Origin of the sequence: Siccirubricoccus phaeus (assembly GCF_008360935.1) — a bacterium.
In the GTDB taxonomy this organism is placed as follows: Bacteria; Pseudomonadota; Alphaproteobacteria; order Acetobacterales; family Acetobacteraceae; genus Siccirubricoccus; species Siccirubricoccus phaeus.
In genome coordinates this window covers 297,643-312,517 of record NZ_SRXO01000004.1, presented here as the reverse complement: position 1 = coordinate 312,517, position 14,875 = coordinate 297,643, and the positions used below count along the sequence as shown (strand labels likewise).

Genomic DNA, 14,875 nt, shown 5'->3' with positions numbered 1-14,875 from the left:
GGAATCGCCGGACGACCCGGAAAATGCGGCCGGACAAGGAGCTGGAGCGGGTCCGCCGAGCGCGAGGCGAAACCGCTCTAGCCTCGCCGTGCGGCCCCGGCGGGGCTTCGCCTGCGGCAGAGGCCAGAGCGCGCCGCCGGTCGCCTGGCGCGGCCGCATTGAGGCTGCGGCAGAAACAGAACCGCCGGCCCCGATCACTCGGAAGCCGGCGGCGGAACTGGTGGAGCCAATCGGAATCGAACCGACGACCTCTTGAATGCCATGAGTTCGCGATCGCTGATTGTATCCTTGTTCCCTGCCTGGCCTGTCCTTGCCGCACTGCCGCGCCCCCCAGAACTCCCGGCAAACGGCTCCTTTCCTTGTGTTCGATTCCTTACCGCAAAGGATTGAGGAAGGATTGAATTTGGTGTCCCGCTGGTGTCCCATGTCGCCCACGGTGTCCCAGGAGGCCGCATGGAAACCCAGCGCAAGAAGCTGACCAAGGGCATCGTCGCCGCCGCCGTCGCGCAGATCGGCAAGCGGGAGCTCACCCTGAGCGACGAGCAGTCCAAGGGACTGTCGCTGAGGGTGCGCAAGACGTCGGCCATCTGGTGCCTGCGCGCGCGGTTCGGTCCGAAGCAGACGACCTGGCGGGTCGGCGACGCCAGCGTCATGGAGGATCCGGACACCGCCCGCGAGAATGTCGCCGAGGCGTGGAAGCTGATTAGGAGGGGAATCGATCCCGAAGAGAAGCTGCGCGAGTTGGAGAACGACGGTCTCACGGAGCGCTACCACGACAGGGCGCGGGACGGGTGGGACTGGAAGGAGGCGCGGGATAGATACCTCGTCCACGTCAAGGAGAACCTGGCGCCCGCGACCTACAAGGACTACCGCATCGCCCTGCACAGCGGGGATCTGAAGCCTCTGGAGGGCAAGCTCGTCCGGCAGATTGGCCCGGAGGACGCCAAACGAATCCGGAACGCGGTCCACGAGCGTGGCGTCCCGGCGCAGTCGCGGCACGTCCTGTCCATCCTGCAGGCGTGCATGAGCTGGGTCGCAGAGCAGACCGGCAGTGGCATCGACGTCTCGCTCATCGCCGGGGTAAAGCCGCTGCCGCGCGGCAAGGCCACGAAGCGGAGGGTGCACCTGCCGAGCGAGGCGGAGCTCGGTCTCCTGCCGTGGCGGCTCGAGGCGGCGCCTATCTCCGCCCAGTCGCGCCTAGCCGGGCTGCTGATGCTGCTGACCGTCCAGCGCGTCGAGACGGTCATCTCCGCGAGGCGGCAGGACTTCCGGGAACTCGAGTCCGGCTTGGTCTGGGCGATCCCGGCGGAGCACATTAAGGCCAAGCGGTGCCACGTGGTGCCCCTTCCGCCCGCCACGGCGGACGTGGCGAGGCAGGCGCTCGCCCTCCCGGCGCCCGGCGACTGGCTCTTCCCCCAGGTCCGGCCTAGGAGAAAGGGCGGCCCCTGCGACGGCCACATCTCCTACCACCCCGTGGCCGAGCCGCTGGATCCGCTCGACCCGCACGACTTCAGGCATGCGTTCGGGACGTATGGGCCGACCCGGCTCGGCATCAAGCCCGTCGACCTGGCCGCGATCATGCACCACGTCCGGGAGCAGGGCCCGCGGATGACGGTCTTGGTCTACGGGAGGCCGGACGAGCTCGAGATACAGATCCACCCGCTCCGCAACCCGAACGATGCGAGGTGGGTGACCATGCGCAAGTGGGAGGACTGGATTCTGGGCTTGGCCATCAGCCATTGTCCTGCGCCGGGAGCGAGGATGCGAACCTTGGATCTCCGCCGGTCCGCCTAGGCGCCTGCTTAGAACCCGGTGTCGATCGCTCAAGGCGGAACTTGGAGCGCCGCCTCGCGGCGCCAGCCATGGCATGGTGGACGCGACCGACGAGGCGGCCCCGGAGCGGCCGGGCCGCCGCCTGCAACGGGCCCGACGTGGACCTCGCCCCGGCGATCCGGGGCGCGTCAGGCGTCATCCAGATTCTGCGGTGGCTTCAGCTGCGTCCCGAGCCAATTGTTGTAGCGGGTCAGTCCGTCGTCCGGCCTGTCGTGCGCGTAGTTCTTCAGGACGGTTTCGAGCGTGTCGTGCAGGATGTGCTTGACCGTGAGGTAGTCCTCGGGATTCGCCTTCAGCCAAGCCGTGGCCACGAGATGCCGGAAGGCGTGGGAACGGAACCCGAAGACGTCCGGCATGCCCGGTATGTCCGGCAGGGACATGCTGGTGAGGATCCAGATCGTGTCGGACAGGGTGACCCTGCTCATGGCTTTCCCAGTCCTGCTGACGAACACGAGTTCTGAGTCGCCTTCCAAGAGAATCGGCCGGGCCTTGAAGATGTAGAGCTCGATGAGGGCCCAGAGATCCTTCGACACCTCGACATCGTAGGTCTCGCTCGCGGCTCCGGCCTCGTTCTTGAACTCGTGCGGCTCGTAGTGGAGCCGCCACGCTCCTTCGGGCGTGCGGTAGAGATTGCCCCTGTCCTCCTGCGTGGGCTTCTCCCTATACCGCATTTCGCGGAAATTCCTGTTCCGCAGGGGGTTGGAAGCCAGCATCCGAAGGAGGACTTGATCGCGGTACCAAAGCGCGAGTTGGACGGCCCCGCTGTAGCCCTTGACCAAACGGCCTACCGGCTTGGTGGCCGCGTGGGCCTCGATGACGCCCTTGACGACCGACATCGGCTCTGGGAGAGCTAGAATCGGCTGAAGCTTGTCCCTGGCCCTTCTTGACCGTTTTCTCGTAACATGGGGCAGGAGGCCGCGGAGTTGCTTCTCCCACCGACCACACATCTTCGCCCAGTCCGCGCTCCGCTGCGCGTAGTCGTCTTCCCCTTCCGGAGCGGTCACGTCGACCGGAGACAGCTTCGTCTTCGCGTAGTCCCACGCGCACTCTGGCTGCTGCCGCAGGAAGCCTCCTGGCGTCACGAGCATCAGGGCATCTTGCACGTATTCTTTGCTGATGTCGCCGTTTCTTCTCTTGCGCCACTCAATGAACTCGCCGAGCAGTTCTGGGTCGACAAGATGAGCCGGGGTGACGTCCTCGAGCGGGATGCCCTTGCCCATGAAGACCGGGGCAAGGGATGACGCCATCTCGGGTGACAGCGGCTGCCCAACTCGGTTGCCGGTGTCGAGCAGGTAGAGAACCGCTCCCTCCAGCGAGGAAGGAAGCGTCATCCATCCAATCCGCGTCAGGAACCGAGCCATGTAGAGGTCGTAGGCGGGAACCTCCCCACCTTTCCGCTGGACCCTCCAGGTCTTACGTGGCCGTTCCAGCGGACCGCCGATCAAGTCGTATAACACGTGGGCCGTTGACTTGTATGTCTTGAGCCTCTCAAAAAAGGCCGCGAGCTTCGGAGGAAGCTCCTTTGGCCTGAAACGGATGCCGTTCAGCTGGACTTTGTTGTTGAGTTCCTTGCGCCTCCTGACCAAGTCGCGCCTGCTCCTGCGGGCTTGCGTCTTGGGCCTGAGAAGCGACGAGAGCGTCTTCGGTGGAAGACCCAGCACGCGTTCCAGGCTGCCTGCGTATTTCACACTGTTCGGGGCACTGAACGGGCGGGCGCCGTTCCGCCACTTGAACACCGTGCCCGGGTGGACGCCTGCACGCTCTGCCACCTGCTTGTAGCTGGTCCCCAGATTCTTCCGCTCGAAAGCGTCGATCGCGGCGCTGAGCACGTCCGAAAGCAGAGCGGTCCGCGGTCCGTCGCGGGTGGAAAGCTCTCTAGCCGCGTCGTTCCACGTGCGCAGGCGGCTGCGGTACCCGGTCATGGTCCCGGCCGAGACCGTGGCCCTGCTCTCGTATTCCCGGAGCCGCTCGGCGAATTCCTCGTCCGACACCCCGAGCAGGGGAGCGAAGGCATCGTCGTCCGTGAGGTCGTGGGTGGCGGCGAAGTTGTTCAAGGCGGAGACGTCGCTGGCGAACGCCTTCCTGCCGAGCTGCCCCGAGGCCACGAGTTTCTCTCGCGCCGCCTTGAGGACTTTGAACGTCAGCCGTCCAGCAGGCGCAGATCTGCCTGCTTGGCGAACGGGCACCGACCCATCCATTCCAAGAATCCTCAGTTTGGGGCGAGTGCCACCGTCTCCGGTTGCACATGCGCCCAGGGTTTCAGCTTCCCCATGGCCCGAGCGTCGGCCAAATATTCCGGCTGGCAGCCTCCGGTCGCTCCAAGCAGCCTTTGGCCGCCACCGGGCCGACGAGCGGCGCAGCGGTCGCCGCCTGCGACGGTGCCCCGACCCCGGCCGCGACCTCCCATTGCGCGGGCCAATGCCGGTGGTCGCCCAAAATCTGCGGAGCCAAGTCACGACATCCAGCTGGCTCTGCGTCAGACGTGGGGATTCCTCCGGCACAACATCTACTGTGCTCGTTACAATAGTGATATCGAACTGTCTTCCAAACGCATACTGCACTGTCCCCTGCTGCCTGCAACCAGGAGGACTCTAGATCGATTTCGTTTCTATTTTGTTCACGTTTGCGCGCCTCTCCCGCTGTATGCCACCGAAGAGGGCGATGACATCGAGATTATTGCGCCAAGCCCGAACGGACAATCTTGGCAGGGGACCGGGCGGAGGGTGCCGGTCCGACGGCACCGACCGGTTCAGCGGTGGGCGGGCATCCCCGGCCAACCTTCGGAAGCCATTTGAGACACGCCATTTCCTCGTGGCCGGGCTGGGGGGAGGGGTTGAACCAGAAGCCGGACCAGCTCGAACCAAACAGAGCAGACTGGTTCAGGAGTACTGGTTCAGCATGTGGAGAACCTGGTTCAGTGTCTGGTTCATAAATTTAGTAAATAAGATTAGAAGCTTCATGCTCTATCGGTTCGGCGGCCGCGTTCGTTGGATCGAGGGCTGGTCCAGCAGGAAGGCTGGCGGAAGAGGCAGGTCGGCTCCCATGAACCACGAAAGCCTCGTCCCGGATCGTGCCGGGCCTCACTGTGCAACCTGGGGCATTCTTCGGCGTCGACAAGCCAATCTCGGGCGGGCTAACAAGCCTCCAGAGGCCACCTAACAAGACCGCTCGGACGCAATGAGGATTGTCCTTTGAAATCAAAGCTTTAATAGCAACTGATCTACCCTCAATGGCCGTCTGCGGCGTAGCAATAGACGTGCAAATCTTGTTAAACGAGGGTTTACAGGACGCATCGAACCCAATGAAATCAGCAACTTAGACTCACCCGTCGAGGCGGTCGGGGGAGGCGCCACATTCTCGGCAACTAATGTTGACAATTCTTGGCTGAAGAGCCGAACGGGGTTGAGCGGTTCACGAGGCTAATGAGGCCTCGCCCCCTCGAGCCTACAATCGTACGGGTGGCCCGGCCGCCCGGAATGCCGAGGAGGTACCCGCCCCCGCCATTTTCGCAGGCCGTCGACACGGAGGCGGCAGACACGGCATGCGGATGAATGCAGGCATCCCGAATTGGGATGGAACGCGTTCGCTTTCGGCCTTCCGTAAGGCGCCAGCCTTGGGATGCGGAACTGGTCGCCAGCTACCCGGTAGTCACCGCATGACGGGAATGCGACCGCAGACGGGGACGCGGGTGCTCCTCTCTGGAAATCTCGCGAACTTCTAGGAGCGCACTCCCGGACGCCTCGGGGTCGAGCAGCTCCAGAACCCGTAGGGCGGTCCCGGAAGGCTTCTTCGTGCCCAGTTCCCACTGAACGACCGCCGACTTCCCCACGCCCAGTAGCTTGGCGAAGACCGGCTGGCTCATGCGGGTCCTGCGCCGAATCCTGACCACGTCGCTCTTGCCATAGACCCTGGGCGGCGGAAGGCAGAGTTGGTCCAGTTCCCGCATGGTGATCTCGTCGGTGGCGCCGACGCTGTGCAGGGCCGCGCCAAGCTCATGCGCGGTGGCGAGGATCTCGTCCTCGACGGCCTTCGCGCTCGGCCTAGCCTGCCTCTTCTGCTCCGTCATCGCACTTCACCTCCTTGACCTTGCCGTCCTTGAGCAACGCCAGAACCTTCTTGTCGTCGGCCGCGATGAAGTCCCTTGCGACGATGGTGAGAGCCTTCCGGCCAGCGGGAGTGAGAGTTGAGGCAACGCTCTTGGGAAAGCCGTATGCGAAGAGAACTCTCTCGGAGTTCGGGGTGCGGTAACCAACAATCATCCGATAGCCGTCCGACTTCCCCTTGTTGGCGCGTCCCACCCGCTCCTTGAACAGCCCCCCTCCGAGATTCGCCTCCCCAACCCCCAACTCACCTCTGAGTACCTCGCCTGCGACCTCACAGAAAACGCTGTCGCCGAGCCGTTCGTCTCGCTGAAGTTTGGCGACCTGCGGCGTCAGGAATACCCTTATCGTGACCTCATGTGGCACTTAGTGCTACACATGGCGAAGGCCAAGCATCAACCCCATGGCCGTGGCTCGAAGTTACGGTCGGCCACGGGCACGGCATCAACCATTAGGTTTTGGCCTCTCTCACGGTCCCGCAGCGCTCAATACCGCCCCCCTCGGGTGCCCTCGGCCGCCATTCGCTCCTCCATGAACGGGCAGCCGTGCGAGCGGTACGGGCATGCGGCGCATCCCACGCAGAAGTCCGTCGCCTCCTTCCGGGGCACCGAATCCTGATTCTCCAGAACCTCATGGAGAAAATTTTGGCTGAACGGGTAAACGCGCAGATTCTTGCCGAAGAACCGCTTCCGGTGGCCGGGTTGCCCAGGGGCCAGGATGTCCCGCGACCTCAGCATTCGGCCGACCCACTCGGGCTGCTGATACTCGGGGATCTCGGTTGTGCTGACCTGCCCGAAGAAGGCGTCCACCAGCCGCTTCATCTCGAGGATGATGTGGGTGGGCGAGATCTCCCGAAATCCCTGGCGCGCCAGCACCGTGGCAGCCTCCCGCAAGACCTCGACGGGGTCGTCCGCGTTGAGGTTTGCCTTGCTCGTCCGGGCCAGCGCGGCATCGAGGAGGGCGAGATGCCCCTCGTCCCCGGAAAGTCGCGCCAGCACGCGAAGAGGCGCCGCGATCTCCTCCGAGCGCTCCGTCGCCGAGGGGCAGACCTCCGCGTAGGCGCGGGCGATGTCGGCCACGTGGTCGAAGGTCCAGGTGTGCAGTTCGTCGCGGAGCGCCTGCAGCCTCTCGGCCGACGGCGGGACCAGGTCGCGGCGGGCGTCAGCCTGCGCTTGCGGCATCTTCCGCGTCTGGATGCGGATCATGCGGCTGCCGAGGATGCTGTCGACACCGGTCGTGTTGTTGACGACCTTGATGCCGAAGCCGTTCAGTCGCTCGACCTTGAAGTTCCGGCTGGCGTCGACCCAGACCTTGGTCGCGGTGTCGCGGTTGTAGGACACCTTTAGCCACTGCACGAGGTCGCCGAAAGAGGCGCCGTCCTTGCCCGGACGCGCCCCGATTGCCTCGAGGTCGTCGAGAACGATGAGCCCCTTGGTCTCGTGGATGAGGCGCGCAGCCGCGGCCGCGTTGACCTGGCCGACGATGGTGCCGTTCGCGGAGAGCATGCTCATGGCGATGCCCGCGGTGGACTTGCCCGACCCCGGCTCGCCGCAGAGCAGGAGGAGGGGCACCGCCTGGAAGACGGCCTGGCAGTAGCTCGCGGCCGAGGTCAGCGCCAGGACGATGTAGTCCTCCTCGTAGGGAAGCCACACCGTGTCGCGGAAGGCCGACACCACGTCCTCCAGGATCTCGCGGAAGGGCCGGTGCCGGATGGGCTGCTTCGCGTCCTTCGCCTTGAGCCAGGTGCTGATGGAGGGCCAGGACCAGCTCGGGTGTGCGGGCGCCTTCGGCATGCCGTCGATGAGCGTGCCGTCCGAGAGGCGCATGATGCGCTTGTCCAGCGGCGTCCCCTTCGGCGCCGGGACCTCGACGGCGTGGAGCTGCCGCCCGTCAGAGCGGACGACGACCGTCTCGACGCGCTCGACCCTCCGCACGACGCCGTCCTTGTCGACCTCGATCTCGGTCAGGAGGGTGTCCACGGGATAGTAGAGGTGGCCGTTGTGGAAGGCGCGCCCGATGTCGAGGGGACGGTATGCCTTGCGGCCGAGCCCGGCGTCGTCCTCGGAGCGCAGCGACTCCTCCATTGGCTGCGCGTCCACCATGGCCTCGAGGAAGTCACCGACGCCGGTCCCGGTGGCGAGCACCTCGCGCCAGGTCGCCGCCGACGGACGCAGGCGGCGCACCGCCTTGCCTGCCGCCCGGAACACCTCCTGGGCGACGCGGTCGCCCCGCGCATCCGCCGCGGTCGCCACGTGGATCTCGCTCCAGCGGTCCCAGAACTCCGCCCGGAACCACTCCGCGGGGGTGGCCTCCACCTCGCTCGAGGCGACGAGCTGGATGTCCGGGCGCTCCCCTCCGCGGCGGAGATCCTGCCAGAGGCGCCACAGGTCCGGCATGTCGCAGACGAGGACGGCGGCGAACTCGCCTGGCTCGGCGTAGAAGGTGGCGGCCTCCCTGGCGGCCGACCACCAGGCCGCCTTGGGATGCCGGGTGACCCCGGGGACATTCGCCTTGCAGATGACGGAGAGCGCCGTGCCGTCGGCCGAGCGCAGCGGGAAGGTCAGGGCGTCGGCGAAGACCTTGCCGGTCTTCGCGCTCTCGTAGGGCTTGTCCAGACCGAACGCGAAGTGGTCCAGCGTCCCCTGCTCCAGCCTCATCTCGCCCGTCAGCCACGCCATGGCCGCCGGGTTGTCCCTGAGGCGCTTGCGGCGCGCCGCCTGGGCCTCGTGGTTCGCCGCCCGCCTGCGCGCCTCCTGGGCGCTCCCGACCCCTTCCAGGGAACGCGGGTTGGCCACCCCGAAATTGAGGCCGGAGCGCAGTGTGGCCTCGATCTCGTGGAGGAGTAGGCCGCAGCCGAGGGCGGCCTTGGTCAGCTCGTGCTCGACCTGCCGCCGGTCCAGCAGCCCTGCGCCGACCAGGCTGCCCAGCTTCACCGCGGCGGCGTGCAGGGTGTCGTTCCTCGTCCCCTCCCCGGCCCCCAGGACAGCCATGGTCTCGCCGTCCAGGGCCGCGCCCGCGTAGGCGTTCGCCGCCGTGGCGCCGCCCGGATCGCGTGGGGCGCGGGCGGGCGTCCCGGCCCGGTGTCGGTCGCCGCCATCCAGCGCCTCGTAGAGCCAGGCCGGTGCGTGCGCGACCTCGACCTCCCCGGGGGCGCGGCCCTGCGCCCACTCGTAGGCCCGGCCGGAGGCGTGCCGGGAAGGAGGCGCGACTACACCGCCGCCATCCGCGCGTGTGTCGAGACCGGGCCCCAGCCTGCGCACGGAGTTCCTCACGGCGTGGCCGACCGGGTAGCGGAAAAACAGGTGGCGGCCGCCCCCGCCGGTCCGGCTCTCGACGGTGACCGGCAGCTCGCCGTGGCGCGCGACGAGGTCGGCGAGGGACGCGGCGCCGCGCTCGCCGTCCACGTCCAGCACCCAGACCCCGGCCGTCTCGCCCGTCGCGATCCCGACGTTGGACTCCCATCGGAACGTGCGCCGGATCTCCTCAGGGACGGCCGTGGCGCTCCTGAAACCGTGCTCGGCCCGAGGGTGCTTGCCGGGCTTCGAGCAGTCCGCGCGGCCGCAGCCGCAGGCACCATTCCGTGCGACGTGGACGGGCACCACCGGCCATCCACGCTCCGCGTAAGCCAGTGCCGCCCCGACGACGGTCGCGGAGCGGCTTCCATCGGCTGCACCCATGTCAGGGTGCCTCCAGCAGCCCGGCCTCACTCCCGGAGAGGATGGCAGGCACGGCCGCGGTGCCGCACACATGGGCCGCGACCAAGGACGCGATCTCGGCGCCGCCAACGGCCTCGTGGGCGACCAGCAGTTCGGCGAGACGCTCGACCGCCTCGCGGTGGCGCCGCACCAGTGTCCGCGCTTCGGCGTAGGCGGTGTCCAGCATCTCGCCGACCCGGCACGCGACGTCTGGCCGCGCCGCGAGCAGGCCGGGGACGTCCGCAGCCTCGGGCAGCCCGCGCCAGACCAGGGCGCCGCCGCCCCGGTCGAGGCCGAGCGCGGTGACGGCGGCCGTGGCGAGGCGCGTCGCCGTGGCCAGGTCGCTGTCCGCGCCGCCGCCACTCCCGGCCGACGCCTCGCCCAGCAGCTCCTCCTCGGCCGCGCGACCCGCCAGCACCTCGCGGAGCAGGGTCGCCAGCGCCGCGCGCGTGAACGAGGGATCGGCGCCGTCCCGCTGCGCCCACAGGACGCGCCCGGCCCGGTCGCCGGACGCCAGCACCGTGGCCGAGACCAGGGCGCCGGGACGCCCGAGGGCCGCCGCCACCGCGTGCCCCGCCTCGTGGACGGCCGTCCGCCGGAGGAATTCCTCGGGCGGGCGGGGACGGCCGCCGCGCAACTCGGCCTCGAGGTCCGCGAGCATCGGCTCGCGGCGGGCGTTCCGCGCGCGGCGGCGCATGCCGCGGACCCAGCGCTCCGCCTCGGCGCCGGTCGAGCCGAGCCCGAGGAGCGCCAGCCGCGACAGGTCGGCCCCGGGAAGGTCGCCGCCGAGGTGGTGGCGCAGGATGGCGGCGAGCGCGGCCCGGTCCGGGAGCGGCACCCGGATCTGGCGCTCCAGGCGGCCGGGCCGGAGGATGGCGGGGTCGAGGCGGCTGGCGTCGTTGCAGCAGCCCAGGACGACGACGCCCTCGCGGCCGTTCGCGCCGTCCAGCTCCTCGAGAAGGGCGTTGACCACCTGGATGGCGTAGTCGCGGTCGCGGTGCCGGAAGGAGGCGCGGTCGCCGAAGCCGTCGATCTCGTCCACGAGCAGGATGCAGGGCGCCGCCTTGCGCGCGGCCTCGAAGGTCTCGCGCATGGCGCCGAGCAGGCTGCCGAGGTGGCCCTCCTTGGCGCCCTGCCACGCCGAGAGCGAGCCAGTCACCAGCGGCACGCCGCAGTGCGCTGCCAGCGCCCGCGCGAAGGTCGTCTTGCCCGTCCCGGTCGGCCCGACCAGCACGGCGCCCCGGTCCACGTCGCGCCAGGGCAGCGCGCCGCGCGCGTAGTCCGCGAGGTCGCGCGCGACGTCCTCGCCCCAGCGGACGGCCTCGTCCATGCCGTGCAGGTCGCGGAGGGTCACCGGGCGGGCGATGAGGCGCTGCGAGGCCAGCTCGGCCAGGCGCACGAGGTAGTCGTCGCCGTCCTGGCCCGGTCGCCGGGCGAGCCACAGATCGGAGGCGCCCACCAGCGGCGCGAGGTCGGCGGGCACGGCCGCCGTGGTGGGGGCGGTGTCCGTGAGGAGCTTGGCTGCCTCGGCGAGGGCCGCCGGGTCGAGGGGCCCGACGACCACCGTGTCCACCGCGATGCGCAGCAGGTCCGACGGCAGGGAGCGCGCGGGCGAGGGGCTGAAGCCATAGACGGGCCGCCCGGCCGCGACCATCGCGCGGACGGAGCCGTTGCCGTCCTCCGGCCGGTGCCTGCGGCCCAGGCCGTCGCGGCGGAACTCGCCCCAGGACGGCTCGGTGCGCGGAATCGGTCGGTAGGGGCGCTCCTGGTCCTCGTCCCCGTCAAGCGGCACCGCGTCGGTCCCGCGCACGAGCACGCGCCACGCCTCGGCGACCGGATCCACCCACTCGGCGTCCGCCACCTCGAACACGACCGCGGCGCCCGGCGCCAGGGCGCGTTCGCGCAGCCCCGGGTCGCGCTCCAGCACCCGGCGCAGCAGCACGAAGGCGGCGGCCTCGATCGGGTCGTCGAACCACAGCGGGGTCGCGACCACGGCACTCTTTGAGGGCGGGCAGATGGCCTCCCGAGACGGGGCGGGCTCGGCCTCTCCTGGCTCGTTTCCGATCTCATCCCTGACGGCCTCGGCCAAACCCTTGAGCGCGAGGTCCAGCGCGTCTCCAGCGGGGAGGGCGCCCTCCGCGCTGTTGGGCGATGTTGTCGCGCCCGGCGCGAGGGTGGGGGCGGGGGTGTCGATGGAGGTGTCCGGCATGGGGCGTCACCTCCCGCCGGGCGCGCGGGTGCAGTCGCCGCGCTGCGGGATGACGGGGGACCCCGCGTTTGGCGCGCCGAGCCGATAGAGGCGGTTCAGGGTGCGCGCCCATCCCAGCGCGGGCGCGAAGGCCCAGACGTCGGAGGTCTGGCAGCGTGGGCCGCGGAGCCGGGGGTGCCCGGTGACCATCCCGACCAGGCACACGACCGGCCGCACCGAAACGGCCCACGCCTCGAGCAGCGGTGCCGCCGAGAGCTCCTCCGGCGACGGCGCCGCGAGGCTCCCGAAGCGGCGGAGGTCGGCGGCGAGCGCTTCCAGCCGTGCGGCCTCTCCGTCCGCGTCGCCGGACACACGTCCGCCCTCGCCGATGACGATCATGGCGTCTCCTGTTCCTCTGGGATGGTGTCGCGCTGGTCACCGGCCTCGGGGCGCGGCCGACGGCGCCCTCAGGCGGGCGCGGAGATGACGGCCCTTCGCCTCGGCCGGAGCCCTGCGACATGGTCGGCCGGTGCGCCAAGGACACCCGGCGGGGCCGTGTCGGAAATGGGAGGCTCGTCCGTCATGGCGGAAAACATACCCACAATGATAGGACTAGAGTCAACAAACCTTTCCGGCGATTGGCACCTCCTGCAGCAGGGCTCACGGTTGGGGCGCCTCCGCCCGGGAAACCCTGCGGCGCGGGGATGAGCGGGCGCGAATCCTTGCTGTGTCCATGTGCCGCGGCGGGCTCCGTGGCGGCTGCTCGTGCCCAGCACCGACACCCAAGCGTGTCGGCACTTGGATCTCTTGTGGGTTCATATGCCTAGGGGCGTGCGGCTTGCGCGGTCGCGGAGATCGCCGCGGAGACAGGTGCCCTCATGGCGTCCGCCAGCGTTCCCCGCCAGGCAGTAACTTGGCGTGGTCATCGACCGGCGCCCTGGCGGCCGAGGGCACAGGTGCTACTGATCGGCGTGGCGGCAGGAGGCGGGCATGGTCGTGGAGGTTTCGATCTCGCTGACCGAGGACGAGGACGCCTTCGTGCACTCCCTCGTCGAGAGCGGGCACTACCCGAGCCCCGGCGCGGTTCTCCGGCGCGGGCTGGATCTGCTGCGGCGCGACCACGAGGCCCGGGACGCGGAACTCCATGCCCTGCGGTCGCTGATCGAGCAGCGCAGCGCGGGGGAGTTCATCAGCCTCGAAGAAGCCGAGGTGGAAGCCCGAGCGATGCTGGAGCGCAAGAGGAAGACGCGCGCGGCGACATAGGGGCTGGTACGCGGCGGACACCGTGAGGCTGATGCCGACGCGCTCCACGAGGGCGGCTCCGACCAACTCGCCGGGAAGCAGTCCTGTTCGCGGGGGCGGCTGATGGCCGGGTCAGCCACGGCGGCTCGGGGGGGCGGCGGCATGACGGTAGCCCAGGGCCCCGGCACGGCCAACGCGCGGCGAGGTCCTCGACGGTGCCGGTCCCGGCCCGCGCGAGCACGAACTCAACGCGCTGGAGGCAGCCCGGGCAGAGGCGCAGGGGTTCGATGAGCCAATCCCCGGTGACGCCCGTGTGCTGGTCCGGCCATCGGCCGCAGCGGGCGCAGCGTCGGTCATCGCCGCCGTCCAGGCGCATGTCGGAGGCCCGCATGCGCCGAAGCCAGCGTGCGGGAGCCCAGTCGCCGAAGATGCGGACGGTCTGCGGGGTGCGCCGCATTCGGAATGCATAGCACGGCGCGCCGCCCGCGCTTCGTTCGTCAGCACCGCATGCCGGAGATACTCAACGTCGGGCAGGCCGATCTGCCCAGCCGGGTGCCGTCGCCGGTGGACGCTTCCCCGATGCGCGAACCGGGCCGATTAGACGTAATTATCTTGCGAGGGATAATTTATCCCCGGCTGGATAAATGACATGAACCCGCATGCGTCCTATTGCGGCCGCCCGGCAATCGAATTCAGGCCCTCCGGTTTGGCGGCGGGCTTGGTAGGAACCACCAGGCGCTTGCCTGTCGAGCGTCCCGCGTCGGCGCCCGTCGCATGAGGCCCGGTCAGACCAACCAGGAGATGGGGCCGGTGATCGTTGCCGCCCCTTCACCGGCACTGCGAGGCAGCGCGCCAGAGACTCTTGGCGGCGGGGGAGGAACCCCCGGCCAAGCCGCCTCAGCCTGCCTTGATCTCCCCGGACGGCGGCGTCCAATCGTCCCAAAGGATGCGGCGAAGCTCCTCGGGAGTGCGGGCGACGACGAAGTCGCCCCGCTCGATGTCGCGGGCGCCTTCTTCGGCGAGTCGCAGGAGGTAGGCGTCGAGGAGGGCGCGCCCGTCGGCGGACATCTCGTCCTCGGCGTTCTCGTCCGGGTCCTCCGGTCCCTCGTCCTGGGTGTCCGGTCCCTCGGTCATCGCTCGCCCTCGAGGCTCATGAACCGACCGGTCCGATCGGCGCGGCAGCTCCCAGACTGGCTGGCGGGACGGCGCGTCGTGCCTCACGTCCGCCGCGCGACAGGCCGAACGCGACCTCCCTGCCGAGCGTGGTCCACTCCACGAGACCGGCAGCCGTCATGAGGTTGAGCAGCTGAGTGAGGTTCGCCTGCCCGAGCGAGAGGCGCTCACCGATGGCGCTGCGGCTGGCGTGGCCGCCGCACCGGGCGAGGAGGTCCAGCGCCTCGGCAACGTGCTGGCGCTTGGTGGCATCGGCCACGGACAACGTCTCGCCGACGGCGAGGGACTCCGCCAGCAACTCGCTGAGCGCGGTGAGGCGCTCGGCCAGGGCTGGCTGACCGCGCCGTGCCATCAGGCAGGAGGCGGCGCGGAGGATGCCGTCCCATTCGAGCAGTTCGGGATCGCGCCGCCGCTGGTCCAGCGCCTTCCAGGCCCAGGAGCGCAGGGCGAGGTAGGCGTCCTGCAGCAGGTCCGGCGACGGCCGCCCGAAGACGGCCAGCAGGATCTCGCGTGCCTGCGCGGGGCTCGCCTCCGCGCGGGCGATGCTGTTCAAGTCGGCCTGCGGCACCATCGCGTGCCTCCGTTCGCACCCATTCGTTTTACAACGGTTCAGCCCGGCTTGGCTCTGGCCCGGGCTCACGAGC

Annotated in this window: 10 protein-coding genes; 2 read left to right on the top strand and 8 right to left on the bottom strand. The window is 69.1% G+C overall.

Features of this window, described 5'->3' with window-relative positions; genetic code table 11:
• The first annotated feature begins 453 nt into the window (after positions 1–453).
• On the top strand, positions 454–1,794 hold the full coding sequence (locus E5N76_RS08020) for a tyrosine-type recombinase/integrase (RefSeq protein WP_149536752.1): 1,341 nt from the start codon (positions 454–456) through the stop codon (positions 1,792–1,794).
• Positions 1,795–1,961: 167 nt separating this feature from the next.
• On the opposite strand, the gene E5N76_RS08015 is transcribed toward E5N76_RS08020, so the two are convergent.
• The 6 genes from E5N76_RS08015 to E5N76_RS07990 all read right to left on the bottom strand — a co-directional run bounded on the left by E5N76_RS08015 (position 1,962) and on the right by E5N76_RS07990 (position 12,215).
• The gene (locus tag E5N76_RS08015; protein WP_149536751.1) at positions 1,962–4,031 is read right to left on the bottom strand and encodes a helix-turn-helix domain-containing protein; all 2,070 of its coding nucleotides are present in this window, start codon (positions 4,029–4,031) and stop codon (positions 1,962–1,964) included.
• A gap of 1,439 nt (positions 4,032–5,470) precedes the next feature.
• Entirely contained in the window at positions 5,471–5,899 is a 429-nt protein-coding gene (locus E5N76_RS29420) for a helix-turn-helix domain-containing protein (protein ID WP_187830049.1), read from the bottom strand.
• Complete coding sequence (locus tag E5N76_RS08005; RefSeq protein ID WP_149536750.1) at positions 5,874–6,299, bottom strand: type II toxin-antitoxin system RelE/ParE family toxin; 426 nt, start codon at positions 6,297–6,299, stop codon at positions 5,874–5,876. Before E5N76_RS08005 ends, E5N76_RS29420 begins: the two co-directional genes overlap by 26 nt.
• A 119-nt stretch (positions 6,300–6,418) precedes the next feature.
• On the bottom strand, positions 6,419–9,610 hold the full coding sequence (locus E5N76_RS08000; protein ID WP_149536749.1) for a bifunctional DNA primase/polymerase: 3,192 nt from the start codon (positions 9,608–9,610) through the stop codon (positions 6,419–6,421).
• 1 nt (position 9,611) lies between these two features.
• Entirely contained in the window at positions 9,612–11,837 is a 2,226-nt protein-coding gene (locus E5N76_RS07995) for an AAA family ATPase (protein ID WP_149536748.1), read from the bottom strand.
• Positions 11,838–11,843: 6 nt separating this feature from the next.
• Positions 11,844–12,215: a DUF6634 family protein gene (locus tag E5N76_RS07990; RefSeq protein WP_149536747.1), complete on the bottom strand. Its 372-nt coding sequence runs from the start codon at positions 12,213–12,215 to the stop codon at positions 11,844–11,846.
• Between the two features lie 591 nt (positions 12,216–12,806).
• Here E5N76_RS07990 and E5N76_RS07985 point away from each other — a divergent pair.
• On the top strand, positions 12,807–13,079 hold the full coding sequence (locus E5N76_RS07985; RefSeq protein ID WP_149536746.1) for a type II toxin-antitoxin system ParD family antitoxin: 273 nt from the start codon (positions 12,807–12,809) through the stop codon (positions 13,077–13,079).
• Between the two features lie 876 nt (positions 13,080–13,955).
• Here the strand turns inward: E5N76_RS07985 and E5N76_RS07980 are convergent.
• Positions 13,956–14,192, bottom strand: coding sequence for a hypothetical protein (locus E5N76_RS07980; RefSeq protein WP_149536745.1), 237 nt, complete (start codon positions 14,190–14,192; stop codon positions 13,956–13,958).
• Positions 14,193–14,208: 16 nt separating this feature from the next.
• Positions 14,209–14,802 carry a hypothetical protein gene (locus E5N76_RS07975; protein WP_149536744.1) on the bottom strand — a complete coding sequence of 198 codons (594 nt, stop codon included), beginning with the start codon at positions 14,800–14,802 and terminating at the stop codon, positions 14,209–14,211.
• Positions 14,803–14,875 lie beyond the last annotated feature (73 nt).

What these genes read in the sequence shown, in the direction of transcription:
- E5N76_RS08020 (WP_149536752.1), top strand. Translation starts at nt 454, where the DNA reads ATGGAAACCCAGCGCAAGAAGCTGACCAAGGGCATCGTCGCCGCCGCC.
- E5N76_RS29420 (WP_187830049.1), bottom strand. Translation starts at nt 5,899, where the DNA reads ATGACGGAGCAGAAGAGGCAGGCTAGGCCGAGCGCGAAGGCCGTCGAG.
- E5N76_RS07980 (WP_149536745.1), bottom strand. Translation starts at nt 14,192, where the DNA reads ATGACCGAGGGACCGGACACCCAGGACGAGGGACCGGAGGACCCGGAC.
- E5N76_RS07985 (WP_149536746.1), top strand. Translation starts at nt 12,807, where the DNA reads ATGGTCGTGGAGGTTTCGATCTCGCTGACCGAGGACGAGGACGCCTTC.
- E5N76_RS07990 (WP_149536747.1), bottom strand. Translation starts at nt 12,215, where the DNA reads ATGATCGTCATCGGCGAGGGCGGACGTGTGTCCGGCGACGCGGACGGA.
- E5N76_RS07995 (WP_149536748.1), bottom strand. Translation starts at nt 11,837, where the DNA reads ATGCCGGACACCTCCATCGACACCCCCGCCCCCACCCTCGCGCCGGGC.
- E5N76_RS07975 (WP_149536744.1), bottom strand. Translation starts at nt 14,802, where the DNA reads ATGGTGCCGCAGGCCGACTTGAACAGCATCGCCCGCGCGGAGGCGAGC.
- E5N76_RS08015 (WP_149536751.1), bottom strand. Translation starts at nt 4,031, where the DNA reads ATGGATGGGTCGGTGCCCGTTCGCCAAGCAGGCAGATCTGCGCCTGCT.
- E5N76_RS08000 (WP_149536749.1), bottom strand. Translation starts at nt 9,610, where the DNA reads ATGGGTGCAGCCGATGGAAGCCGCTCCGCGACCGTCGTCGGGGCGGCA.